This is a genomic window from Lunatimonas sp., assembly GCF_020832325.1.
Lineage (GTDB): Bacteria > Bacteroidota > Bacteroidia > Cytophagales > Cyclobacteriaceae > Lunatimonas.
This window is the reverse complement of record NZ_JAFIEU010000012.1, coordinates 1-24,749: the sequence shown is the minus strand read 5'-3', so window position 1 is coordinate 24,749 and position 24,749 is coordinate 1. Positions and strand designations below refer to the sequence as shown.

Below are 24,749 nucleotides of genomic sequence, written 5' to 3'. Positions count from 1 at the left end.
AGTGACAACTGAAACGGTAAAATATCAACGCAAAGAGCTTGAGTTAAAGGCCTTGCTTGAGATCACGCAGGCGATTAACGAAAACAAGACAGAGTCTGTGCTCTTAAATATATTCAAATTTACCTGTCTGGTGCATTTGAATATCAAGAGCTTGATGCTGTATGTGGCTTCTTCTGGAAATTTCTCTCTTCGAATTGCCCATAATATAAAAGAAAGAGTACCTGATGAAATACCTGGCGACGGTGTGGAAGAAAACAAGGAGAAGGGGAAATTGAGCTTGACGCTATCGGAGGAATATTCGTTCTCAGAGGTGAATATTTACGTGCCTGTTTATCACAAAGACACCATGTTGGCAATTCTGCTTCTTCGTAAGAAGGAGGATGACGCCGAGTTGGATTTGGACTTCACCCAAGCGCTGGCCAATATTCTGGTGGTGGCTTTGGAAAATAAACGTTTTGCCAGAAGGCAATTGGAGCAGGAACGGCTGCGCAAGGAAGTGGAAATTGCCAGTAGTGTGCAGCGAATGCTTTTCCCCGCTTTGCTTCCCCAGACCGATAAGTTGAAGGCGAAGGTGACCTATTATCCGCACAGCACGGTGGGTGGCGATTACTACGACTTGATTCAAAAATCAGACGACGAAGTGTTTTTTTGCATCGCGGACGTTTCCGGGAAGGGGATGCCCGCAGCCCTGCTCATGTCAAATTTCCAGGCTGCGTTACGAACCCTGCTCCGGAGTTTTTCGGATTTGAAAATGATCGTTGAGCAGTTAAATTTTACCATTTTTGAAAATACGGTCGGTGAGCGTTTTATCACTTTCTTTCTAGGACACTATAATTATAAGACCCAGACCCTGCATTATGTAAATGCGGGACACAATCCACCGGTGATCTGCCGGAAAGGAGGGGATGCACCAGAGCTTTTGGAGGCCGGGACGACCATATTGGGTGCGTTCGAAAAGCTTCCCTTTCTGGAAACCGGTACCCGAACCGGATTGCGTGATTTTATCCTGCACCTGTACACCGACGGCCTTACCGAAACCATCGACATGGATGAGTTGGAGTTTGGCGATACCCGGTTTTTTGACTATGTGGGGGAGAATTGGTGTGAAGATCCGAATGCTTTTCACGAGGGGTTCTTTCAGGTATTGGATGCTTTTGCCAACGGTCAGCACCGCAGGGATGACATCACATTGTTGACATTAAGGTTCAAATAATCCATGCACCTTTTTCGGATACCTTCTTGGTTGCAGTCGATATACCCCGGAGTGGTATGGCACGGCAACCGGGAGGGCAGGCAAGTGTATCTTACCTTTGACGATGGACCGGTTCCCGGAATCACAGATTTTGTGTTGGAGGAGCTGACAAAGCGGGGCATGGGGGCTACTTTTTTTATGGTGGGGGAAAACGTGTCCCGCCATCCAGAACTGGCACGCGAAGTGGTCGCTTCGGGCCATGCTGTAGGAAACCACACCTATCACCATCTAAATGGAAGAAACACTACGTTCGATGCCTATATGCTGGATGTGGCGCTTTGCCAGGCGGAAATCAGTCAGTGTCTGGGCATTGTCCCGACCATGTTTCGTCCTCCATACGGCCGGATGAAGGCAAAACAGCGACACGCACTACGCAGTATGTATAGGGTGGTTCTGTGGGAGATTTTGGCGGGGGACTACGTAGAGCGTTTGCCTGCTGCGTTGATTTCCAAAGAAATACAGGCCAAAACACGACCGGGTTCCATTGTGCTCTTCCACGATCAGCAAAAAACCGCAGCGAAAATAAAGAAGGTACTTCCGGATTTTTTAGCTTTTTTGGACGGAGAGGGGTTCCATGCTACTAGCCTGTCTTTATGATATTCCTGTTAATTGGAACGGCATGTTTAATCATCCAGGATTTGATCCTTTGGTGGAGAATTGCTTACCGGTTCAAGGACCATTCGAAGCCATTGCTTGCGGGCGAACACCTGCCCCAAATAGCCGTATTTCTGGCTGCCCGTGACGAGGAGCATAACCTGCCCAGTTGCCTAGCCGCCTTGGAGGAACTTCGGTATCCCAAAGACAAGGTAACATTTTTCGTAGGTGATGATGGAAGCACCGATCGTAGCTTGGAGATAATATCCAACTGGGTGGAGGGGAAGCCACATTGGAAGGTCAGGACCTTTCAGGAATCGGCCAAGGTCGGTCAAAATGGAAAGGCGCGGGTACTGGCTGAACTAATAAAGGATGCGGATGCAGCGCTTTATCTCTTTACCGATGCCGACTGTAAGGTTTCGCCGAACTGGGCCTTGGAGATGGTATCCTGCTTTCGTCCCGAATTCGGACTGGCCACAGGCGTAACCCGGGTGGCAGATCGACATTGGTTTGGAAGGATGCAGGCGATTGAGTGGTGGCTGAGTTTAGGTATCGTGAAGGTAGTGGCAGATGTTGGATTCTGTCTAACGGCCATGGGAAACAACATGCTGATATCCGCAGAAGCTTATCGCAAATCAGGAGGGTTCGAGGCGGTGTGGGATTCCGTCACAGAAGATTTGGCGATTTCCGAGCGGCTTTTTCAGCTGGGATTTCGTCCCATTCACCAAATTTCCAAAGGTTGCTTGGTAGACACGAGGGGTATAGAAACCTTTGGCGGACTGATGCGTCAGCGTAAGCGCTGGGCTAGAGGCGCTATGTCGCTTTCTTGGTATTGGGTATTCTTGCTAGGCTGTCAGATGGCATTTTTTCCGCTAATTTTAGCAGGTGTATATTTCCATCCGTTACTTTGTCTGGGTGGTTGGGCCGCAAAAATAGCGGTACAATCGCTTTTTATACGTGCCTTTGCAGCGAGAGCTGAAACTAAAATTTCGATTTTTGACTTAATCTTTTTTGAAAGTTATTATTTATTTAGCAGTTGGGCGACCTTGCTTTATTATATTTGGCCTTCGCCTATACGGTGGAAAAACCGCCGCTACGAGTAAGCGTGGTTGTCCGCCGGTGGAATTAAAAGCCTAACCTATGAAATTTATTGACACACACGCCCATATCTATTCACGAAAGTTTGACGGGGACAGGGAGGAAATGATTCTCAGAAGTCAACAGAACGGCGTGAAGAGAATATACATGCCGAACATCGACTTGGATTCCTTGGAACCCATGCTGGAATTGGAAGCTCGATTTCCGGGGGTCTGCATTCCCACCATTGGTTTGCATCCCTGCGACGTAAACCCTGATTTCGAGACGGTACTTGGTCAACTGAAACAGTTGATGGATCGTCGGGATTTTGCGGGAATAGGGGAGACTGGCATAGATCTTTATTGGGATAAGACCTACGTTGAAGAGCAAAAGGAGGCTCTGCGGATGCAGATAGCATGGGCCAAGAACAAGGGATGGCCGATTATTTTGCATTGCAGAAATTCTATTGCGGAAACCATCGAAGTGATCAGAGATGCATACGATAGTAGCCTATTCGGTATTTTTCATTGTTTTTCAGGTAGCGTGGAGCAGGCGGGGTTGATCAGGGAGATGGGATTTTACCTGGGGATAGGAGGTACCGTCACCTATAAAAACAGTGGTGTAGCCGATGTGGTCAAGCAGATCGGTCTAGAGGCGGTTGTATTGGAAACCGATGCGCCCTACCTCGCACCGGTACCCTTTAGGGGCAAGCGCAACTCTCCCGAGCACATACCTGTGATCGCCAATCATCTTGCCGGCGTGTTGGGTTGTGGACTGGCGGAAGTTGCTGAGCAAACTACCCACAATGCACTTTCCGTTTTTAATCACCTCGACGATGAACTATAAAATTGTTAGGCTGAACACTGCTTCCCAGCAGGACATTGAGCATTCGGTACTTATTATATATACGGGAGGTACACTTGGAATGGCCTACAACGCACAGGGTGCGCTGGTTCCATTTAATTTTGGCCAGATACTGGAGAAGATTCCAAACCTGACCCAGCTCAATATCAGCATTACGGTAATTTCCTTTCCCGAGCCTATTGACAGTTCAAATATCAATTTACAACACTGGGTGGATATGGCCTATATCATCTATGAGAACTACGACACCTACGATGGATTTGTCGTGCTTCATGGCACAGATACCATGGCCTACTCCGCCTCTATGTTGAGTTATATGTTACAGGGATTGAATAAGCCGGTGATATTTACAGGGGCGCAGCTGCCGATTTCCGAGATGCGGTCCGATGCGCGGGAAAATCTAATGACTTCGCTGGAAATCGCGATTTCAAAGATCGAGGGTAAGCCTATTGTGCCGGAGGTATGCATATTTTTTAACCACATGCTATTGCGGGGTAATCGGGCCAAGAAGGTTCAGAGTGTCCATTTTGATGCGTTTGAATCGGAGAATTATCCACCGCTTGCAGAATCGGGCATTGTGATAGATTATAATTTTCCAGCCATCCGAACGGTGGCTGGAGGAAAACGATTGAAATACCTGAATCGGATCAATAATCAGGTGCTGGTATTAAAGTTGTTTCCTGGTATTACGGAGAAGGTAATTGAGAGTTGCATCAAGATAAAGGGCCTGAGAGGTATTGTGTTAGAGACCTATGGTTCAGGCAACAGTCCCAGTGAACCTTGGTTTTTGAGATTGATGCAGAAGGCAGTGAAAGCGGGTATATTGGTGTTTAATGTGTCGCAGTGCAATGGTGGCCGGGTGATTCAGGGACGTTATCAGACCAGCAAGGACCTGGAGCGGATAGGCGTTCTGAGCGGCGCAGATATCACGACAGAAGCGGCGGTCACCAAGTTAATGTTTCTTCTGGCGAACGAATCCTCCGAGAGTGAGATAAAAAGAAAGTTGGTTACGCCGCTGGCGGGAGAAATGACGGTATTGAGCGAATAAACTTGAAAAAAATGAACGGGTTGATTATCAACTCCGTATTTTTTTATACCGGTGATTTATCGTTTTAGACCGCTATTTTTAAATAATAAACCAACCATTTACTTGCATGGGGTGATTTTTATAATTTTATTTGTCGCACTAAACGTCACTACTACACTAAACAGAGAGGTGTCCGAGTGGTTGAAGGAGCACGCCTGGAAAGTGTGTATACCCCTAAAGGGTATCGAGGGTTCGAATCCCTTCCTCTCTGCAAAGTTACGTTCTTTATCAGTTCAGCCCGGGTTACCCTACGCAGCGTCGTTCGAAATTACTTACCTCCCACTGAAAAGCGTTAATTTCCATTCAAATCAAACACACTAGGAAATTTTGGTAGGTTGTTTCTACTTTAGAGGGTATGAAAAACGAGCAAAAACGAATATTAAATTAGAAATTATCCCGCTAGCGCTTGCAATTTGAACTGAAAAAATCATAACTTTAAGAACTTAATTTGAAATTAGAAACCGTTCAACCTTTAAAAGTCTATTAAAAACTACATTATGAAAAAGTTAATCGCTTTGTTCATGCTTGCCGGAATTTTATTCTCACCGGTTATCACAAAAGCACAAGATGAATCTGAAGAAGCAGAAACCGAAACTGCGGCTCCTGCTCCCGCACCAGCACCAGCTCCGGTGATGGCAGACGATGATATCCTAGATGAGGATGCCACTTTCCACCAAGTGATCAAAGACAAGTTCATCGAAGGTGATCCGACTTTTATGACTCCGGTATTGCTCTGTTTAATCCTCGGGCTTGCAGTGGCATTGGAAAGAATTATCACCTTGAACCTTTCTACGACCAACACAAAGAAATTGTTGGCTAAAGTAGAGTCTGCATTGGAAGAAGGTGGTATCGAAGCTGCTAAAGACGTTACCAAGAGCACCAAAGGACCTGTTGCTTCTATATTTACACAAGGCCTTATGAGGTACTCAGAAGGTATCGATATGGTGGAAAAATCAATCATTGCATACGGTTCTGTAGAAATGGGACGTTTGGAAAAAGGACTTGTTTGGATCTCCCTGTTTATCTCTTTGGCTCCAATGCTTGGGTTCATGGGTACGGTAATCGGTATGATTGGTGCGTTTGACTCCATCGAAGCAGCCGGTGACATCTCTCCTTCTCTTGTGGCGGGTGGTATCAAAATCGCCTTGTTGACCACAGTTGCTGGTTTGATCGTTGCGATTATCCTTCAATTGTTTTACAACTATTGTGTGGCCAAGATCGACTCTTTGGTTAACGATATGGAAGATGCGTCTATCAGCTTGGTAGATATCCTTGTAAAGCACAAACTGACCAGATAATATCTGGTTGGTTTTGTGAAAAATATTGTTTAACTTAAGAACACGAAATAGAAATGGATACTACTGATATATTCTTATATGCAGGGTACTTGCTAGTCATACTAGGTGCGATCTTCGCTATTCTTATGCCGCTTTTCAAATCGCTGGATAATCCAAAAAGCCTTTTGAAAACGGTGGTGGGGGTAGTGTTAATCGGAGGCCTATTCTTCATTGCCTTTTCAATTGCAGATGGAGATGTTGCCCCCAAGTATGCTGCAGATCCTTTCAACATCACTGAAACCGGGTCTAAGACCGTGGGTGGTGTGTTGATTACCGTGTATGTGTTGTTCATTGCAGCCATTGCCGGTATTGTACTTACAGAGATCACCAAATTAGTTAAGTAATATGGCGAGTAAAAGAGGGAGAATGAGTCAGGAGGTTAACGCAGGCTCGATGGCAGATATCGCCTTCCTGCTGCTGATCTTCTTTCTCGTTACGACAACTATCGCGTCGGACAAGGGTATTCTGAATATCCTTCCTCCGAAGCAAGATCCGAATCAGCCACCTCCAGAGGTAGAGCTGAATGAGCGAAACATTTTCAATATTTTGATCAATGCAAATGATCAGTTGCTGATTGAAAATGATTTCAGGACGTCGACCGATGGACTTACGGATGACATTAAAAAGTTTATTCTAAACTTCGGTAGACCGGACGAAGAAGCATTGGCACTTTATAATAGCCTACCAGCATCCCTTAGGGCGCTGTCAGAGCAGAGTCCTACTTCTTCGGATTACCCAGGTGCAGGTGGGGCCGTTGTCTCTATCAAAACAAACAGAGGAACGAGCTACGAAGTGTACTTGGAGGTACTTGATTTGGTTAAGCGTGCTTACTTTGAAATCTATGCTGAGCGCGTAGGGTTAAGTGCAGACGAGTATAGGGCGTTGACCGGAAAGACGGCTGCAGAAACCGAACTGCAAGAAAAAGGCAAAGAGGGTATTCCAATGGCCATATCGATTGCGGAACCTGACAAAATAGGAAGCTAATTATGGGAAAGTTTAAGAAGAAAACCAAAGCGGAAACCAATATCCCCACTTCAGCGCTACCGGATATTATATTCATGCTGTTGTTCTTCTTCATGGTTACGACCGTGTTGAGAGAGCAGGAGATCTTGGTAGAGCAGAAGATTCCACAGGCTACCCAGTTACAAAAGCTGCAAAAGAAAACTTTGATATCTTATTTGTACTTGGGTAAACCAAAGAATACTGCTTTGTATGGGCAAGAGCCCCGCATCCAAGCGAATGATGTGCTCATCAATACGACGGATATCATTCAGTGGGTAAACCAAGAGAAGGATAACCTCTCCGAAGCAGAAAGAGATCAAATCACGATTTCGCTGAAAGCCGATAAGGAAGTTAAAATGGGTCCTGTATCCGATATTCAGTTTGAACTGAGGGAAGCGGATGCGCGTAAGCTGATGTATGCTTCCGTTGGAAAAATCCAAGATTAATTCATTTATCAACACACAAAAGCCGGTTCCTTGGGATCGGCTTTTTTTGTTTTTAGCCCATTTGTTTTTATTTATCATGTATGCAAAAGTTACTGTCTGGTAAAGACGTAAAGCGGTTGGATAAAGCCTTTATTCAGTTCGAGGGGATAAGCTCTTTGGAGTTGATGGAACGTGCTGCGAGCAAGTTTGTGGAATGGTTTATCCAACGCTTCCAAACGGAAGCTGGTCGAGTGATAATTATTTGTGGTACCGGAAATAATGGGGGAGACGGTCTTGCAATAGGGCGACTTTTGTTTTTGCGTGATTATGTCATCACGATTTACACAGTAGGTGATGTTGCCGCGGGAAGCGGTGATTTTAGCGATAACATCCATAGGTTGCCACTTGGATTGCCGTTGAAGGCGATTGATGATGCAAGTGAAATTTTGCTAGAAGGGCAGGTGATTATTGATGCTCTTTTTGGTGTGGGGATTAACCGACCCATTTCGGGTATGTTTGCGTCGGTGGTACAACGGGTCAACGAATCCAGTATACCGGTGGTATCCGTTGACCTGCCTTCGGGCTTGCCTGCCGATGACTTGCTTCAAGGAGATGCAGTAAAGGCCTCGCATACGGTTACCTTTCAGTTTCCCAAGCGGTCTTTGTTATTGCCCGAACATGCCGCATATAGTGGAGAGGTGTCGGTGGTTTCTATCGGGATGGATTCTTTTGATTATTCAGCTTTCGAGAGCAAGCTATATTACGTACAGGCAAGGGATATTCCATCGCTGCATAAAGTATTTCACCGTTTCAGTCACAAGGGATCATTTGGTAAATTTCTGTTGATAGGTGGAAGTTTAGGGAAAATGGGTGCCGTAGCATTGGGGGGTAGAGCAGCGCTTAGGACCGGGTCCGGACTGGTATCTGTTTGTGTGCCACGTTGTGGGTTGGAGCCTATTCAATGCTCGGTTCCTGAAGTGATGGTAGAGGTTTGTTTAGCGGAACAGACCGTATCCCTGCCTTTGCCAGATTGTACGAATTATTCTGCGATAGGTATTGGTCCTGGCATGGGAACCACGTCGGATGCGTATCACGTGCTGGAGGCTGTACTATCTTGTTATGGAGGTCCCATGGTGTTGGACGCCGATGCCATCAACCTGCTCGCTCTCCATCCCCATCTGCATGCCTACCTAAAGGGAAGGGTGCTTACTCCACACCTGGTCGAATTTGAACGATTGGTGGGTTCTTGTGCGCATCATTTGGAGCGCATGGATCGAGCCCGGGCTTTTGCTATGGCGTACAGTTGTGTGGTGGTGCTTAAGGGAGCCAATACAGTGGTGTCCCTTCCGGATGGTGTGCAGGTAGTAAATAGCAGCGGAACCCATTACATGGCTACTGGTGGCTCTGGGGATGTGCTCACAGGTATCATTGGCTCATTTCTAGGTCAGGGATACAGTCCAGAAAAAGCTTCCATCTGCGGGGTGTTTCATCATGGTTTAGCCGGTGAACTTGCTTCGGTGTCTAGAAGGAGGGGAACCATCGCCTCGGATATTTTGGAAGCCATACCTGAAACTTTTTTAAAGATGAATATTTTGTAGGCAGTTAATGTGGCCATGGTTGGGTCAAGCGCTCACGGATGTATTCTTTGTAGGAATTGCCCAAACAATAAATAGCCGCGCCAATTAACAAGCTGATGTGGAAGAGCCCGTTGTTATAGACCCCGAGAAAAGCGGTCAGGGCATTCAAAAAAGTGTTTGCATTGGGGAGGGTTTCTTTCACATAGTTTAAGGAGTAGATAATCCGGATACATATGGCCAATATGGCTAATGTGGCACCGGCAATTCCCAATTCCGGTCTTTTAAAATGGAAGATTAAGCCAAAGGCTGCAAGGGTTTCTATCGCTGCGATGATGATAGCTGCCAAAAGCTGCTGACCCAATGCGCCTACCAAGATAAGCTTGGTGAAACCTCCAAACAAAAGCAAGCCGGCCAGTGAAAACCGGATGATTTGTCCCCCAATAGACTCTGTTTTAAGAAACTTTAAAAATTTTTCCATATCTCATAAAATTAGACGATTTTGAAAACGAAGGCAAAAAGAAAGCCACAATTTTTTGAATTGTGGCTTTTTACTACTAAAACTCTGCGTTTCCAGGTGTTCGGGGAAACGGTATCACGTCTCGTATATTCCCCATTCCGGTCACAAAAAGTACCAGTCGTTCAAAGCCCAGACCAAATCCGGCATGTGGAGCAGTACCAAACCTTCGCGTGTCCAAGTACCACCACATTTCTTCGCGACTGATATGGAGTTCTTCCATGCGCTGCACCAACTTTTCCAGGTTTTCTTCTCGTTGGGATCCTCCGACGATTTCGCCTATACCCGGGAAGAGGATATCCATTGCTCCGACGGTTTTGCCATCGGCATTTTGTTTCATATAGAACGATTTGATAGCTTTTGGATAGTCGCTAATGATTACCGGCTTTTTGAAGTGTTTTTCTACCAGAAATCGTTCGTGTTCCGATTGTAGGTCCGTTCCCCAGTCCTCAATGGGGAACGCAAACTTTTTCTTTTTGTTAGGGGTAGAATCCTTCAGGATTTCCCAAGCCTGGGTATAGGTTATGCGTTCAAACTTGTTCTCGATGACAAAGTTTAATCGCTCCAATAGCGACATGTCGTTTCGCTGTTCAGCTTTTTTGGTTTTCTCCTCCTCGGAGGCTCGTTTGTCCAGAAATTCCAAATCTTCTTTGCAGTGCCGAAGCGCACTGGAAATGATGTACTTTAGGAAATCCTCCGCCAGGTTTTGGTTGTCTTCGGCATCGTAGAAGGCCATTTCGGGTTCGATCATCCAAAATTCGGCTAGGTGCCGGGTGGTGTTGGAGTTTTCTGCCCGGAATGTGGGGCCAAAGGTGTAGATCTCAGACAAGGCCATGGCGGCAAGTTCCCCTTCCAATTGCCCTGAAACGGTTAGGTTGGTTTCGCGTTCGAAGAAATCCTGCTTAAAGTCCACTCCTCCCTGATCGTTCAGCGGTGGGTTTTTGGGGTCTAGTACCGACACTCGGAACATTTCGCCGGCACCTTCAGCATCAGAAGCTGTTATGATCGGTGTTTGGATATAGAAGAAGCCCTTTTGGTGGAAATATTCATGAACGGAGAACGCCAGTTGATGCCTGACACGCATGATAGCAGCAAAGGTATTCGTCCGCATGCGGAGGTGGGCATTTTCCCGCAAGAATTCCAACGAATGCTTTTTGGGTTGAATGGGATAGCTCTCGGGGTCTGCCTCGCCCAATATTTCCAGCGATTCCACGATCAATTCGGTACGTTGGCCAGCTCCTTGTGACTCCACTAGCTTACCGGTTGCTTTGATGCATGCGCCGGTATTTGCTTTTTTCAGCGGTTCCTCGTCTATGGAGGCGGGGTCAGCGACGATCTGATAATTTTGGATACAGGACCCGTCGTTAAGGGCGATGAAGGTGACGTGCTTGTTACTCCTCCTAGTACGCACCCAGCCCATCACCGTGATGGTTTGCTGTTCCGGCGTTTGGTCCAGTAGATCTTTTATTTTTGTTCGCTTGTTGAATGCCATAGTTTGGTGTGATTGAAGTCCTGACGTTATGTATTTCTGGATTCACCGCCATGCTGATAAAAACAGAATGCAAAAAAACGATATAATGGGCTTTTTATCAAAATTTTGATCTTATTTCCTAAATTTGAATTCTGATTGAGTGTGGTTCTTTTAGCAATCAGAGCAGTGATTTTATTTACTCCTTTAGGTACAGCGATATATGCAAAAACTAAATTTAAACCAAGTTCTTTCCCAGAAGCTTTCTCCTCAGCAGATTCAATTTATTAAGCTGCTTCAGGTACCGACTGTAGAGTTGGAAGCCAGAATTGAGGAGGAGCTGGAAATTAATCCTGCCCTGGAGGAGGGTAAAGATGAGGACCCAGAGGGCTCTGCGGATGATTTTACGAATGATATCGAAGTACAGGAGAGAAAGGATGACCAGGATATCAACCTGGACGAGTATCTGAGGGATGAATACGGTGGATATAAGATGCAGGGCGATGGGAACTATAATCCGGACGATGAGGGCAGAGAGATTCCCCTATCTAGTGGAGTCACTTTGCATGAACAGTTGATTTCACAATTGAATTTTTTGAAACTGGATGAAAGGCAGAAAATAATCGGAAGACAGCTAATCGGAAGCATCGAAAACGATGGCTATATACGAAGAGAGTTGGATGCTATCATGAATGATTTGGCGTTCAGCCAAAACATCGAAACGGATGAAGACGAGCTGGAAGAAATTCTCTTAAAAATCCAAGGTTTTGACCCTCCGGGTATCGCCGCAAGGAATCTACAGGAGTGTTTGATCATCCAGCTCGAAAGAAAAGACCATCCGGAGGATCCCGTTGTCCAACATGCTATTCATGTGATTCAGGACTGCTTCGATGAGTTTACCAAAAAGCATTACGATAAGATATTGAAGAAATGTCAGATCAAAGAAGAGGAGCTGAAGGAAATCATTCACATGATTACCCGATTGAATCCAAAACCTGGTGGGGTTTCGGAAGGGCTGATGCGTACGCAATATTTGATACCTGATTTTTTGCTGGCAGAGGTTAATGGCAAGTTTGAAATCACGCTCAACTCCAAAAATGCGCCCGAACTAAGAGTAAGCAGGTCTTACTCGGAAATGTTCAACGCATACGACAAAAGCGATAAAAAAGACCGGAAGCTGAAAGAAACAGTCTCCTTTGTCAAGCAAAAGCTGGACGCTGCCAAGTGGTTTATCGATGCGATTAAGCAACGTCAGCAAACGCTGCTAAAAACCATGGAAGCCATATTGGAATATCAATACGAGTTTTTTCAGGACGGAGATGAGACGAAGCTACGGCCCATGATCCTAAAGGATATAGCGGAAAAAATCGATATGGATATTTCTACCGTTTCCAGAGTGGCAAATAGCAAGTCCATTCAGACCGAATTTGGTATTTATCCGCTCAAATATTTTTTCTCGGAAGGAATTGCCACCGATGGGGGAGAGGATGTTTCCAATCGGGAGGTGAAAAGCGTTCTGGGCAAGCTGGTTGAGGATGAAGATAAGAAAAAGCCGCTGTCAGACGACAAACTGGTGAAACTGCTCAACAACAAAGGGTACAATATTGCCCGCAGAACTGTAGCAAAGTATCGGGAGCAATTGCAAATTCCGGTAGCGCGTTTAAGAAAGGAACTATAGTGAACAAAGAATTAGCCTGGATCCTTTCCGTGGTTTTTCAGCCACTATTAATGCCCTCACTGATCGTTGCCATCCTGATGTATCTAGTGCCTGAAGCTACGGCTACACCCGCTTCCGCGAGGTGGTCCCTGTTGCTGTTGGTGGGTCTGACTACTTGTGTGGTGCCGCTGATCAGTATGGTTGGCATGCGACTGACCTACTCCATCGATAGTTTTCACCTGCCCGACAGGCAGCAGCGCGTGATACCCTTCAGCCTGGTCACGGTGTTTTATGGCATGACGGCTGCTTTCTTCTATTTTCGGCTTAACGTGGATCAGCTTATCACCTACACCTTGGTTTTGGTTACCCTTTGCCTAGTCATACTGACGGTTATTACGTTTTTTTGGAAAATCAGTGCCCATGCAACTGCACTTTCGGGGGTGCTGGCGATTTTGTGCGTGCTGATGATACGCTACGATTCAGGGCCGTTGTTTTACCCGTTCCTCGCCAGTATAGTTGCCATGGGAGCGGTAGGGTCTGCCCGATTGGCATTGAACGTGCACCGTCCTGCCGAGATCCTTGGAGGGTTTCTACTTGGTTTTGGGGTTTGCTTTGGTGCATATTACTACTTGCTAGTGCCTTGACACCAGCAAGTAGCTTGAGTAAAATATGCTTAAAACAAGGTGACAGACATTCCGAAATTAAACTGGGTGGCGTTGGTGCCAAAGGGACCTCTGTCTTCCTTAAAAAAGCTATTAAGCCCGTAGTAGGACCATAGTGTGAATCCAGGGAAACCTATTCGCGTATACACGCCGTAGCGAATAGGGTTCAATCCGTAGTTTTGACGATTTTTTACTTTTTGCGTCAGCCCGTCGCTATCGGTTACTTGAATTTTGGTGTGGGCATTGTACAATAAACCGAATTTACCTCCAACGGCAAACCGAACACTCTTTGCATAATTCGACTTGTTCAAGTGATACCGGATTTCCAGTGGAATATCAAAATAATTGATGGCCATCGTGTTTGTCTCCACGTTGATGTTGTTTCCGTAAACGGATGAAATAGGAACCAGCTGACTGGACTCTGGAGAAATTGCCAGGTTGGGAACCAATGTTTGATTGTCCTGGAAAGCCAGCTTTTCCAACCCAAATCCAAATCCGGGGTTAAAGGTGAATCCGGAATTGTTGCCTAAATTCACGGATGTCTGATAATATAGGTTTACCACCCTAGACGCAAAAAACCTAGTACCTAAGTCATCCGGCCGGTTGTTTAATAAGTTGAATCCAAAGTCAAGGAAAAGGTCTCCGGGAATGCTTGGCCTTCCTCCAATGGGGGTCCGTTCCCGTTCTTGTGCAGCTACCTGAAAGGAGATGGCCAAGGCGACTAAAATAAGTGTAAGTTTATTCATTTAAGAAATCCGGGTTAAAATTTGAACGGGCTAAATTAGGAAATCTTACTTTATTACCGTGTCATTTGATCTTAATAATTCTTAATATGGAGAATTGGGAAAATTTTTCCCAAAACAACTGGAATGCGTATTGCATAATCTAGATTAATGGGTAAATTTGCGTTCCCATTTGGGTATGGCCTCGTAGCTCAACTGAATAGAGCACCTGATTACGGCTCAGGAGGTTTCAGGTTTGAATCCTGACGAGGTCACAAATTCCTAATCAAGTCAGGGGTTTATTTGACTTAACATTCTGTCAACTACAAGGGCTCACATGAATAGAGCATCCCGACTAAGGTCGGGAAGGTTTCAGGTTTGAATCCTGACGAGGTCACTTGAAGCCTTGCGCAAGCAAGGCTTTTTTCGTTTTTGGCTTAGATATCCAATGGCTATTAGTCCCGCCAAAAACTCAACATTTGGATCCGAGGTAGATCAGCTGGCATTTTTTTGGCACGTATTTTTGAATGCGGATTGTTGCCCTCAAGCTGCCTCCGTGACACCATTGATAAAGGTCTCCACAAAACCAAGAATCTTATCCTTGATGCGCTCGGCGATGTTCTTTCGCACTTTCAAGGGTGGCTTCTGCTGGAGCAGCCCGATGATGTCGTCTCTCAGCGGTTCCTTCTCGGTGTAGATGAAGTCACCGATCACTTTTTCCAGTCCTTCGGAATCCAGCCCTTCTGCCTCGCAGAGGTTCTTGAATGCTTCCCTGCGCTCCTTAGTCCAGAAAATGGCAAACTCCTCCGGAATGTTTTCGGTGTCCTCTATTTGTGGAAGTTGTTCGCGGATAAACTTCTCGATCAATTCCCGCTTGCTTCGGAGCTGTGCTTCCCCCACCATCAGGTCTATGATGGCTTTCTTCTGTTTCTCCTGGTCCTCTGGTTTGGCATCTTTCAGGTTGGCCAAAAGTTTGAGGATATATGTCACATTGATCTCATCCCGGTGGATCAATTCCAGCTCAAAGTCGATGTCGTTCAGGATAGACACTTTCTCTTTTTGTTGTGAACCTTTGCTGCCCTCGTACAAGTCCAGGTACTTGCTTTTGTAATCCTCAAAAGCCTGCTCGGGCATGGAAAGATCTTCAAAGGTAAATTCTGTGAAGGTTCCCAAAACATTCTTCACCCGCATCAATTCACGGAAAGCCTTGATAAACTCCAACTGTGCTTCTTCATCCGGTAAATCGCTTACGGCATTGACCGTGGGAGCGATTCTGAGAAGTTCAATGTAAGCTTTGTTGAACTTCTGCACGTACTCTTCATAAGGCGCCATGATGATTTCGTCCTTGGCATCCAGGTTGGAGAAAAGGGAAATCGCCTGATCTGTGGCAGACTTCAGGTTACGGAAACAAACGATGTTGCCCTGTGACTTGAGTTCGTCCAGGATACGGTTGGTACGGGAATAGGCTTGTATCAAACCGTGGTATTTCAGGTTTTTGTCCACGTACAGGGTGTTCAGCGTTTTGCTGTCAAAGCCTGTTAGGAACATGTTCACTACCAGAAGGATATCAACTTGTTTGTTTTTGACCTTCTTGGCCACATCGTTGTAGTAGTTGTAAAACGTCTGGCTGTCTTTGGTGGAGAAGTTGGTGCCAAATTCCTTGTTGTAGTCTCTGATAAAATCATCGAGAAACTCTCTGGGATGCTTCTTCCCGTTGTTGCCGTAAGGGGCAAGGTATTTATCGTCCGCGGCAAGGAGAAGCGGAATATCATCGTCTCCCACTGCTCCGAGCTCATCCATATCCTCATCCATCAGATCAACGTTGGCTCCATAGGAAAAAATGGTGGCTACTCGCAGATTGTGTTCGCTTGTCAGTTTTTTGGCTTTGAAAAGCTTGTAGTATTCTATGAGAACAGGAACGCTGGACACACAGAAAATAGAGGTAAACGTCCTGTTGTGGGTTTTTCGTGGATGGTTGGTGATGATATATTCCACCACATTGTTTAGGCGCTGTGGGGCATTCATCACCTCTTCCTCGTCAATGGCCTCCACATGGATGTCTAAGATGTGGTCTTTCTTTTTGAAGGTGCTGATGTACTCTACCGAGAACTTCAACACGTTTTCGTCCCGGATGGCATCGGTGATCACGTACTTGTGGAGGCAATCACCAAAGAGCATGGTGGTGGTACGCTTGCCAAATTCGTTGGAACCTGCATTTTCTTCAAAGATGGGGGTTCCTGTAAAGCCAAACATCTGGCACTTTTCGAAGAACCCTTTGATGTCGGCGTGGGTTTTTCCAAACTGGCTGCGGTGACATTCGTCAAAGATAAATACGATGCGCTTGTCCTGCAATTGCCCCATTTTGGAAGTATATACACTTTTATTTACCGCATTGGCCAGCTTCTGAATGGTGGTTACAATCAACTTGTCGTCGCCTGTGAGCTGTTCCACCAGCTTTTTGGTGTTGCTGGTGGCGTCTATACTGCCTTTGCTGAAGCTGTTGAATTCCTGGGAACTGGGTGTCCAGGTCTTTTCTGTCCACCACAAAGACTACCTTGTACACCTGAGGCAGGTTGGTCAGGATCTACGCTGTCTTGAAAGAAGTCAAGGTCTTTCCCGAACCCGTAGTATGCCAGATATAGCCGTATTTGGGTGAGGTTTTCACCCGCTCCACGATGGCTTCCGTCGCGTAGTATTGGTAGGGGCGTAGCACCATCAGAGATTTGGCGGTCTCGTTTAGGACAATGTATTTGGTGATCATCTTGGAGAGATGGCATTTCTCCAGAAAGATGTCTGTAAAATCTGACAGCTGGGTGATCAGTTTGTTTTTGATGTCGGTCCAGTAAAAGGTTTGCTTGAAAGAGCGCTGGTTGAAAGAGCTGTTGGCGTAGTACTTGGTGTTGACGCCGTTGCTGATGACGAAGAGCTGAATGTATTGGAACAGTCCCTGCCCTGCATCATAGGAGTGAATGCGGTAGCACTTGGTCTGCTTGAAGGCTTCTTTGAGTTCCAGACCGCGTCTTTTGAGTTCGATCTGCGTGAGTGGAAGCCCATTGATCAGGATGGTGACATCGTAGCGGTTTTTGTATTTGCCTTCCATGGTCACTTGCTGGGCAACCTGAAACTCATTCTGGCACCAGTGGATCAGGTTGATGAGTTCGACGGTGCGGGATTCGCCGCTGTCGTCGGTATATGCCACACGGTCCCGTAGGATTTTGGCCCGCTCGAAGACCGATCCCTTGTTGAGGGCGTTTAGGATCTGGGCAAACTCTTGATCACTCAGCTGGATTTTGTTGTGCTTTTCCAGCTGGGATTTCAGGTTTTTCAGCAGGGCCACTTCATCCGGGATCAGAACCCTCTGATAGCCCAACTGTTGCAACTGCTGCACCAGGTTGTTTTCTAACGCCTGCTCGGGTTGTGTGGTCATCAATAAAAAATGCCTCTGTGATTATGACAAAACGGTTATAGAAGCAAAAGATGTGGAAATATCAACGTAAAACCAAGTGTAAAAGGAAGTCTAGGGCTTAACTTTTCCAAAGTTTCGAACTTTGGAAAAGTTTTAACGCTTCTACAAACGAAAAGCCCCGTCAGGTTTTCAAAACCTGACGGGCCTAAAGCAAAAGCCACGCCCTGGGACGCTGTTCAAGTGGGTAGCGTGGCGTGTACTGTTAATGCAAAGGTAGTAAAAAAAATGACTCGAGATCAGATCTTATGGTATGCTACTCAGGTTCTGTTGATACAAGTATAGGATTTTGAATTAGCTTTAAAAAGACGCCGCCAGGAGTTGAATTAATTTTGGATAATTTAGGGCATAAAAACTCCGCTAGGAGTTGACTACCGAAGGTTATTGGCCCTGAGTGATAACTCGGGGATTTGGATGGGTTATCCAATGGTTATCCCAACTCCGGAGGAGTTGAATTCCAAGCCTAGAGTTTTATCCGATTGTAAACGATTAATTACCGACTACATATTAAGCGTCCTTTTAAATTTAGCGATAAAAATTGTTGATATGGCCAGTACATATACCTCTATTCACTATCACATCGTCTGGGCGACCTACCTGAGAAAACCTATCTTAAAAAAGGATGGAAGAAAAGAGTTATTCAATTATTTGTATGGAATTTTAAAAAACAAAAACTGTCACGTCCATCGCATAAATGGAGTGGAAGACCATTTACACATGGCTATTTCGCTCCATCCTTCTATATCATTAGCCAATCTCATAAAAGACATGAAACTGGCATCCAATCAAATGATAAAGGCCCAAGGTATTTTTGATGGTTTTGAAGGATGGCAGGAAGGGTACGGGGCCTTTACTTTTGGGTATTCAGCTCTTGGTCGGGTCGTAGATTACATCAAAAATCAGGAGCAGCATCACCATAAAGTCAGTTTTTTGGAGGAGTATGTGTTGCTTCTGAATGAGTTCGGGGTCAATTATGATCCTCGGCACCTCTTTTAATTCAACCCCTACCGGGGTTGGGGGGACAGTGCGGACTCTTCAACTCCCCGAGTCGCCACTCGGGGTTAATGCCCTGCGGGATTGAACCCCTGTCGGGGTTTTAGGGGCGTGTGGAATGGTTTTGTTCCTCAAATGGTCTCACTGGGTTAATGTCCTGCTGGGGTTTTAGGGGTGTAGGAGATAGTTAGGTTTTTTTTCTGTGCGGTAGCTATGTTTTAATGCCTAGGAGGGATTGCCACATCTGGAAGAGTTTGGCAAATAACTGTAAAAACTCCGCTAGGAGTTGACTACCGAAGGTTATTGGCCCCGAGTGAGAACTCGGGGATATGAATATGTTGTCCAATGGTCGTCCCAACTCCGAAGGAGTTGAATTCATCGGGGATGGATGCGCTTGTAATTCAACCCCCTGCCGGGGTTGGGGGGATTCGTTTTGTACCCCGAGTGGCAACTCGGGGTTAATACCCTGCGGGATTGAACCCCTGTCGGGGTTTAGGGGTGTGTGGAGTGGTTTTGTTTTCCGAGTGGAGACTCGGGGTTAATGCCCTGCGGGATTGAACCCCTGACGGGGTTTTAGGGGATAACCTGAATGAATTGATGATTTTATCAGGAGGATTTACACAAACATCTGCTGCAACAGCCCCTTCTTCCAGGTACGTAAGCCCTGGATCTGATTGTTGAGCGCTTCAAGGTTTTCGTCAATGGAGTTCAGGAACGCAGCGATTTTTTTCTGTTCTGCCAGTTCTGGTAAAATGACCGGAAATTTTTCGAATTGTTCTCTTGAAAGATAGGAGATTGTTGTTCCCGAAGAGAGTGTGTTCAATCTTTGCTCTGACAATGACATGATATAGTAGAGAAATTCAACGTCCACCTTGGCTTTATTTGGCACCAAACCAATAAATGTTTGGTTTGTCACAAGTTCTTTTTTGACGATTGCACATCTTCCTAAATATGCGCTACAGGAAACGATCAAGGTGTTAACGGGAAAAACTTTCAAACGCATTTCCTTTACAGTGCTTTGAGAAACTCCTTGGTTGGTTTTTGAAGTTGACAAATATTTCCCATCGAAGTCTTCGATTCTGCACCATGGTATTGAACCATCTAAACTTTTTGGTTTGTCCCTCATTGGAACTAGAAATTGGTTCACGACGTCTTCCAATCTCTTCTCCTCCCAATCCGGAAACGCACTGCCATCATCCTGCTTGAAGCGGATCTGTTGGGAAAAGATCTGCTGCATCACGCCCTTTTTGTAGGCTTCCAGCTTTTCTTTCTTCCGCTCCATCAACTCGATCCGCTCGTCAACCGATGAAAGGAAGGAGGCGATTTTTTGCTGTTCGGGTAGAGAAGGGTAATGGAGGTTTAATTTGAGAAGATCTGTCATGTCAAGCTTTCCTGCTCCAATACCAGTTCCAACTACGAGGTTTTTCAATTGGTTTTCTTTATGGAAAAACCAGTAGAGTAAAAACATCGTGTGGAGGTTTTTATTTGTCTCAACCGACTTAACGTCTTGATTAAAAGTCAGTTTCTTTGTGACATATCCAACAGGGATTTTGTTAAAAAGCATGCTCCCACGCACTAGAATCAAGATTGAACCTACTTTGGCAACCTTGGCTCCATTCTTCGCACCAAGTTCTGTTACATGGAGTTCAGATTCAGAAAGTTCTATTTTCCTCATGGATGAAGCAGATATCCATGGGATGTCGCCTCCCCAGAAGTCATCTCTTTTTTTTGAAGGAGTTCCCCCTGATTTCCAAACCGTCATTTCACCAAGCTTTTCCTTTTCCCAATCTTCAGGAAATTCAGAAAACTTGAGTGATGGGAAATTTGCAGGCTTTTTCATATGAAAGGTGCTTTAATTCCCAACTCCTCACAAAATCCTTTCAACACCGATTCATTGCTTTTCAGTGCTGCGTCTAGTTGTTGTATTTCAGCGGCGGTAGTGTCCAAATTCACAGGCTCTTCTTCTTCAAAGGTGTCCACATAGCGAGGGATGTTGAGGTTGTAGTCGTTTTCAGCGATTTCCTGCAAGCTGGCCACATAGCTGTACTTGTCGATGGTCCTGCGCTCCCGGTAGGTCTGTACGATCTTTTCTACATCGGCATCCCGTAGCTCGTTCTGATTGCCGACTTTGATGTAGTTGCCTTCTCCGCTGGCATCGATAAAGACCACATTGTCGTCCTGTTCCCGGCACTTTTTCAGCACCACGATACAGGTTGGGATGCTGGTGCCGTAGAAGATATTCGCAGGAAGTCCGATCACGGCATCGAGCACGTTCATTTCTTTGATCATGTATTCACGTATCTGTCCTTCTGCACCTCCACGGAAAAGTACCCCGTGTGGAAATACACTGGCCATGATGCCATTTTCTGCCAATTGGAACAGCATGTGCTGCATAAAGGCGAAGTCCGCTTTGGTCTTAGGTGCGAGTCTGCCATACTGTGAGAATCGCTCGTCGGTGTGATAGAGTGGATTATCGTCTCCCTTCCAATGTGCGGAGAAGGGCGGATTTGCCACCACCGCTTCAAACCGCTGTTCCAGATGCTGAGGATGGGCAAGGGTGTCTTCCTGCTGTATATTAAACTGTCTGTAGTGAACCCCGTGAAGGATCATGTTCATCCGTGCCAAGTTGTAAGTGGTACGGGTCATTTCCTGCCCGAAGTATTCACTGACATCTGCTTCCTTGGCTACACGAAGTAGGAGGGAGCCCGATCCACATGTGGGGTCATATACAGATTTGAGTTTCTCCTTTCCCGTGGTCACGATCTTGGCCAAGATTTTTGACACCTGCTGTGGAGTATAAAATTCTCCGGCAGTCTTTCCTGCACCTGCGGCAAACTTACCGATCAGGTACTCGTAGGCATCTCCCAGAACGTCTGATTCTATATCTTCCAAACGAAAATCTATCTTGCTAAGGTGGTTGAGGATCTGTACCACCACTTCATTTCGGGCTTTGGGTGTGCGTCCGATTTTGCTGGAACTGAGATCTATGTCTGAGAAAAGGTCGTTGAAGTCTTCTTCAGAATCTGTACCCATGGTGCTTTGCTCGATGTGGTTGAGGACGGCTTTTAAGTCTTCGAGTATATAGTTGCTGTCCGTCTCTGTGGAGGCATTGCCCTTGGCCGTGATTGACTCAAAGAGTTCCTCTGGCTTCAGAAAATATCCAAGGCTCTGTAGTGATTCATCCTTGATGGCCTCCAGAAGTTCAGGGTCTGTAAGTTGGAGATAGTCTTTCAACTCTTCCGTTTCCAGTAATGTGTTAGCGTAGATTTGCTGCCTTTCGGAGAGGTATTTGTAAAAGATGAAGCCCAGGATATAGTCGCGGTAGTCATCCGCGCTGACTTTTCCCCGTAGGACATTGGCTATATTCCAGAGCTGGGTTTCCAGCAGTTGTTTTTGGTCTTCTGACATAAAATTGTTGGCTTGAACGTTTTTGGACCGGCCTATTTTTTAGGAGGTCAAGTTTTGCCCCTGATTGAAAAACATTTCATTGGCTAAGATAAAGGATTTTCGAACCTTTCTGCCACAATAATGGTGGTTTTTCCTTTATAAAACCGGTCTAATTTCTTTGAATAAAGAATGTAAACAAAGGACTTTTCCCTATCCAAAAAATAAAAAAACCGCTTAGAATTCTAAGCGGCTTGGGAGTGGGCCCACCTGGGCTCGAACCAGGGACTTTCTGATTATGAGTCAGATACTCTAACCAGCTGAGTTATAGGCCCGTTTTTTTTAGCAATTGACTTTGCTTTTGGGACTGCAATGTTACATATTTGAATTTAAATTTACAACTTCAAAAATCATGAAAATACCACCGAACATTGATTTTTTTATATTTGATTTAGGCAATGTGATTATTGATATAGATTATGATTTCAGTATCAATGAGTTGAAAAAAATACTTCCAGCACATAAACATGAGCTTACTGCTCAATTTTTTCCTTCCCAGTTCCATAAGGATTATGAGAAAGGGGATATAAATTCGGATGAATTCCGAAATGAAGTGAGACGTTTGTACGATGAAGATTGGACAGATTCCCAAATAGATCGTGTTTGGAATAGTCTGTTGCGGACTATTCCACAGGAAAGAATTGATTTGGTGCGCCGTTTGAAATCTGAGTATGGTACTGGAATATTAAGTAATACCAACGCCATTCATATTGAAAAAATGGCAGAAATTCTTCAGGATCAAAATGGGGAAAGTTCTGTTTATGCACTTTGCCATTCGGTGTTTTTAAGCCATGAGATGGGTTTGGCCAAGCCAGATATAGCCATTTACGAGGCTGTATTGGATGAAATCAAAATACCGGGTGAGAAAGTTTTATTCTTTGATGATTTGGCTGCCAATGTGGAAGGCGCAAAGAAAGCAGGTATGCAGAGTTATCAGATTACCCATCCAAGGGGCTTGGTTGAATTTTTTGGATTGATTTAATTTTCCTAAATGTACAAACCCAAAGAATACCTCATACATATTTCTTTATTTCTGGTCACCATCATTACCACCACATTGGCAGGTGGAGAATGGCTGTACGGGAAGTGGCTTTTCGGGAGTGATGAACACGCGCTTACCTGGGAATATTTTTTGAAATCCATGCATTTTTCTGTTCCCTTTATTGGAATTCTTTTTGTTCATGAAATGGGACATTTATTGACCTCCATCCATCATCGTGTAAAATCCTCAATGCCCTATTTTATACCTGGATGGCTTGGTTTTCTCGGTTCACTTTCTCTTGGAACATTTGGAGCTATTATCCAAATGAAAGGTTTTATCAATAGTAGAAGAAAGTTTTTTGACATCGGGGTTGCGGGTCCTCTTGCTGGATTTATAGTTGCCTTTTTCGTCCTTTGGTATGGTTTTACCCATCTCCCTGAGGCAGAATACATTTATGAAATTCACCCGGAATACCTGGACCCTGATTTCAAAGGAAAGGCAGAAGAAGAAGGATATGTCAATCTGAGATTAGGATATAATCTGCTTTTTTTCATCATGGAAAACGCCTTAGCTGACCCCGAAAAAATGCCGGATATGTACGAGGTGATCCATTACCCTTATTTATTCGCAGGCTATTTGGCTTTGTTCTTTACAGCATTAAACCTGCTCCCCATAGGGCAATTGGACGGAGGACATGTTATTTTTGGCCTTTTCCCTAAGCACCACTCGAAAATTTCTTTGGTCTTTTTTACAGCATTTGTGTTTTACGCAGGTCTCGGTATTATCAATCCCTACCAGGATATAAGCGACTTGCTGATTCGGATTCCCTTATATATTGGGTTCTTGTATATCATTTACAGGAAGGCCAACCTGCCAAATGACAGCAAATGGGCCCTTATTCTATTGATGGCTGCAGTTCAATATGGCCTGACTTTTATTTTTCCAACTTTGGAAGGATACTCTGGCTGGTTACTCTTTGCTTTTTTATTGGGCAGGGTAATGGGAATCAATCATCCGGAAGTAAGCGGAAACAGGGAAATGAACCGGCAAAGAAAACTGATTGCTTGGTTGGCCATTTTAATTTTTATCCTTTGCTTCACACCCCAACCCTTTATTTTCGAATAAAACAGGACTGGCTTTGGCTTATTAATCAAAAAGGAAACTCATTCAGAAAACCAGTTGAAAAGCAAAGTTTCCATAAGTAATTTATTATCGCATAACATTTAAGAATTTTGGTATTTTAGAGGATTCAAATTCTGTTTAAATGTATGCGATTGATAAAATTTAGTTTAGCTCTTGTCCTAACAGCAATGGTCAAATTGGCTCTGGCTGAAAATGCACCCAATTGGCTCCGGTATCCGGCCATCTCACCGGATGGAAGCCAGATTGTTTTTACCTATAAAGGGGATCTTTATAAAGTTGCCTCCAATGGAGGAAGAGCTACACAGCTCACTTTTCATGAAGCCCATGACTTTATGCCAGTTTGGAGCAAGGACGGGAAGAAAATTGCTTTTGCCTCTGACCGCTATGGTAATTTCGATGTTTTTGTGATGGATGCGGATGGGGGAAATGCCCATAGATTAACCTATCACTCTAATGATGAAATGCCGTACAGCTTTGCGGCAGATG

Annotated in this window: 20 protein-coding genes, 3 tRNA genes and 2 pseudogenes; 18 read left to right on the top strand and 7 right to left on the bottom strand. The window is 45.2% G+C overall.

Annotation, left to right across the window (positions count from 1 at the left end; all coding sequences use genetic code 11):
* The first annotated feature begins 1 nt into the window (after position 1).
* From JJU34_RS03870 to JJU34_RS03820, 11 genes are all read left to right on the top strand, one after another.
* Positions 2 to 1,213: a SpoIIE family protein phosphatase gene (locus tag JJU34_RS03870; protein WP_228691008.1), complete on the top strand. Its 1,212-nt coding sequence runs from the start codon at positions 2 to 4 to the stop codon at positions 1,211 to 1,213.
* 3 nt (positions 1,214 to 1,216) lie between these two features.
* Positions 1,217 to 1,849 (top strand): polysaccharide deacetylase family protein, encoded by a 633-nt coding sequence (locus tag JJU34_RS03865; protein WP_228691007.1) that lies wholly within the window; start codon positions 1,217 to 1,219, stop codon positions 1,847 to 1,849.
* The gene (locus JJU34_RS03860) at positions 1,846 to 2,949 is read left to right on the top strand and encodes a glycosyltransferase family 2 protein (RefSeq protein WP_228691006.1); all 1,104 of its coding nucleotides are present in this window, start codon (positions 1,846 to 1,848) and stop codon (positions 2,947 to 2,949) included. Before JJU34_RS03865 ends, JJU34_RS03860 begins: the two co-directional genes overlap by 4 nt.
* A gap of 37 nt (positions 2,950 to 2,986) precedes the next feature.
* Positions 2,987 to 3,769: a TatD family hydrolase gene (locus tag JJU34_RS03855; RefSeq protein WP_228691005.1), complete on the top strand. Its 783-nt coding sequence runs from the start codon at positions 2,987 to 2,989 to the stop codon at positions 3,767 to 3,769.
* Positions 3,759 to 4,835, top strand: coding sequence for an asparaginase (locus JJU34_RS03850; protein WP_228691004.1), 1,077 nt, complete (start codon positions 3,759 to 3,761; stop codon positions 4,833 to 4,835). Before JJU34_RS03855 ends, JJU34_RS03850 begins: the two co-directional genes overlap by 11 nt.
* Positions 4,836 to 4,997: 162 nt before the next feature.
* Positions 4,998 to 5,085: transfer RNA gene (locus JJU34_RS03845), tRNA-Ser, on the top strand.
* A 286-nt stretch (positions 5,086 to 5,371) separates the two neighbouring features.
* Positions 5,372 to 6,172, top strand: a complete 801-nt coding sequence (locus tag JJU34_RS03840) for a MotA/TolQ/ExbB proton channel family protein (protein WP_228691003.1) — start codon at positions 5,372 to 5,374, stop codon at positions 6,170 to 6,172.
* A 53-nt stretch (positions 6,173 to 6,225) separates the two neighbouring features.
* Positions 6,226 to 6,555, top strand: coding sequence for a hypothetical protein (locus JJU34_RS03835; RefSeq protein WP_228691002.1), 330 nt, complete (start codon positions 6,226 to 6,228; stop codon positions 6,553 to 6,555).
* A 1-nt stretch (position 6,556) separates the two neighbouring features.
* A complete protein-coding gene (locus tag JJU34_RS03830) occupies positions 6,557 to 7,195 on the top strand; it encodes a biopolymer transporter ExbD (RefSeq protein ID WP_228691001.1) in 639 nt (212 codons plus the stop codon).
* Positions 7,196 to 7,197: 2 nt separating this feature from the next.
* Entirely contained in the window at positions 7,198 to 7,659 is a 462-nt protein-coding gene (locus JJU34_RS03825) for a biopolymer transporter ExbD (protein WP_228691000.1), read from the top strand.
* 80 nt (positions 7,660 to 7,739) lie between these two features.
* Positions 7,740 to 9,236 (top strand): NAD(P)H-hydrate dehydratase, encoded by a 1,497-nt coding sequence (locus JJU34_RS03820; RefSeq protein WP_228690999.1) that lies wholly within the window; start codon positions 7,740 to 7,742, stop codon positions 9,234 to 9,236.
* A gap of 4 nt (positions 9,237 to 9,240) precedes the next feature.
* Here the strand turns inward: JJU34_RS03820 and JJU34_RS03815 are convergent, their stop codons facing one another.
* Together JJU34_RS03815 and asnS are read right to left on the bottom strand one after the other, a co-directional pair.
* Positions 9,241 to 9,693 carry a hypothetical protein gene (locus JJU34_RS03815; protein ID WP_228690998.1) on the bottom strand — a complete coding sequence of 151 codons (453 nt, stop codon included), beginning with the start codon at positions 9,691 to 9,693 and terminating at the stop codon, positions 9,241 to 9,243.
* 76 nt (positions 9,694 to 9,769) lie between these two features.
* Positions 9,770 to 11,221, bottom strand: a complete 1,452-nt coding sequence (asnS, locus tag JJU34_RS03810; RefSeq protein WP_228690997.1) for an asparagine--tRNA ligase — start codon at positions 11,219 to 11,221, stop codon at positions 9,770 to 9,772.
* A 199-nt stretch (positions 11,222 to 11,420) separates the two neighbouring features.
* Between asnS and rpoN the strand changes: the two genes are divergently transcribed.
* Positions 11,421 to 12,875 (top strand): RNA polymerase factor sigma-54, encoded by a 1,455-nt coding sequence (rpoN, locus tag JJU34_RS03805; protein WP_228690996.1) that lies wholly within the window; start codon positions 11,421 to 11,423, stop codon positions 12,873 to 12,875.
* On the top strand, positions 12,875 to 13,498 hold the full coding sequence (locus tag JJU34_RS03800) for a PA-phosphatase (protein ID WP_228690995.1): 624 nt from the start codon (positions 12,875 to 12,877) through the stop codon (positions 13,496 to 13,498). Before rpoN ends, JJU34_RS03800 begins: the two co-directional genes overlap by 1 nt.
* A gap of 29 nt (positions 13,499 to 13,527) precedes the next feature.
* Here JJU34_RS03800 and JJU34_RS03795 read toward each other — a convergent pair whose 3' ends face one another.
* Complete coding sequence (locus tag JJU34_RS03795) at positions 13,528 to 14,262, bottom strand: porin family protein (RefSeq protein WP_228690994.1); 735 nt, start codon at positions 14,260 to 14,262, stop codon at positions 13,528 to 13,530.
* A gap of 177 nt (positions 14,263 to 14,439) precedes the next feature.
* Between JJU34_RS03795 and JJU34_RS03790 the strand changes: the two genes are divergently transcribed.
* Positions 14,440 to 14,513, top strand: a tRNA-Arg gene (locus tag JJU34_RS03790).
* A gap of 268 nt (positions 14,514 to 14,781) precedes the next feature.
* Here the strand turns inward: JJU34_RS03790 and JJU34_RS03785 are convergent.
* Positions 14,782 to 17,665: pseudogene (locus tag JJU34_RS03785) on the bottom strand (type I restriction endonuclease subunit R).
* A gap of 582 nt (positions 17,666 to 18,247) precedes the next feature.
* Between JJU34_RS03785 and tnpA the strand changes: the two are divergent.
* The gene (tnpA, locus tag JJU34_RS03780; RefSeq protein WP_228690993.1) at positions 18,248 to 18,697 is read left to right on the top strand and encodes an IS200/IS605 family transposase; all 450 of its coding nucleotides are present in this window, start codon (positions 18,248 to 18,250) and stop codon (positions 18,695 to 18,697) included.
* 613 nt (positions 18,698 to 19,310) lie between these two features.
* Here the strand turns inward: tnpA and JJU34_RS03775 are convergent.
* From JJU34_RS03775 to JJU34_RS03765, 3 genes are all read right to left on the bottom strand, one after another.
* Entirely contained in the window at positions 19,311 to 20,534 is a 1,224-nt protein-coding gene (locus JJU34_RS03775; RefSeq protein ID WP_228690992.1) for a restriction endonuclease subunit S, read from the bottom strand.
* A complete protein-coding gene (locus JJU34_RS03770) occupies positions 20,531 to 22,102 on the bottom strand; it encodes a type I restriction-modification system subunit M (RefSeq protein ID WP_228690991.1) in 1,572 nt (523 codons plus the stop codon). The genes JJU34_RS03775 and JJU34_RS03770 overlap by 4 nt, the downstream gene beginning before the upstream one ends.
* 237 nt (positions 22,103 to 22,339) lie before the next feature.
* A tRNA-Ile gene (locus tag JJU34_RS03765) sits at positions 22,340 to 22,413 on the bottom strand.
* A 77-nt stretch (positions 22,414 to 22,490) separates the two neighbouring features.
* On the opposite strand from JJU34_RS03765, the gene JJU34_RS03760 reads away from it, so the two are divergent.
* From JJU34_RS03760 to JJU34_RS03750, 3 genes and pseudogenes are all read left to right on the top strand, one after another.
* Positions 22,491 to 23,120: an HAD family phosphatase gene (locus JJU34_RS03760; protein WP_228690990.1), complete on the top strand. Its 630-nt coding sequence runs from the start codon at positions 22,491 to 22,493 to the stop codon at positions 23,118 to 23,120.
* A 9-nt stretch (positions 23,121 to 23,129) separates the two neighbouring features.
* Positions 23,130 to 24,245 (top strand): site-2 protease family protein, encoded by a 1,116-nt coding sequence (locus tag JJU34_RS03755; RefSeq protein ID WP_228690989.1) that lies wholly within the window; start codon positions 23,130 to 23,132, stop codon positions 24,243 to 24,245.
* A gap of 143 nt (positions 24,246 to 24,388) precedes the next feature.
* Positions 24,389 to 24,749: pseudogene (locus JJU34_RS03750) on the top strand (peptidase S41); the annotation flags it as partial.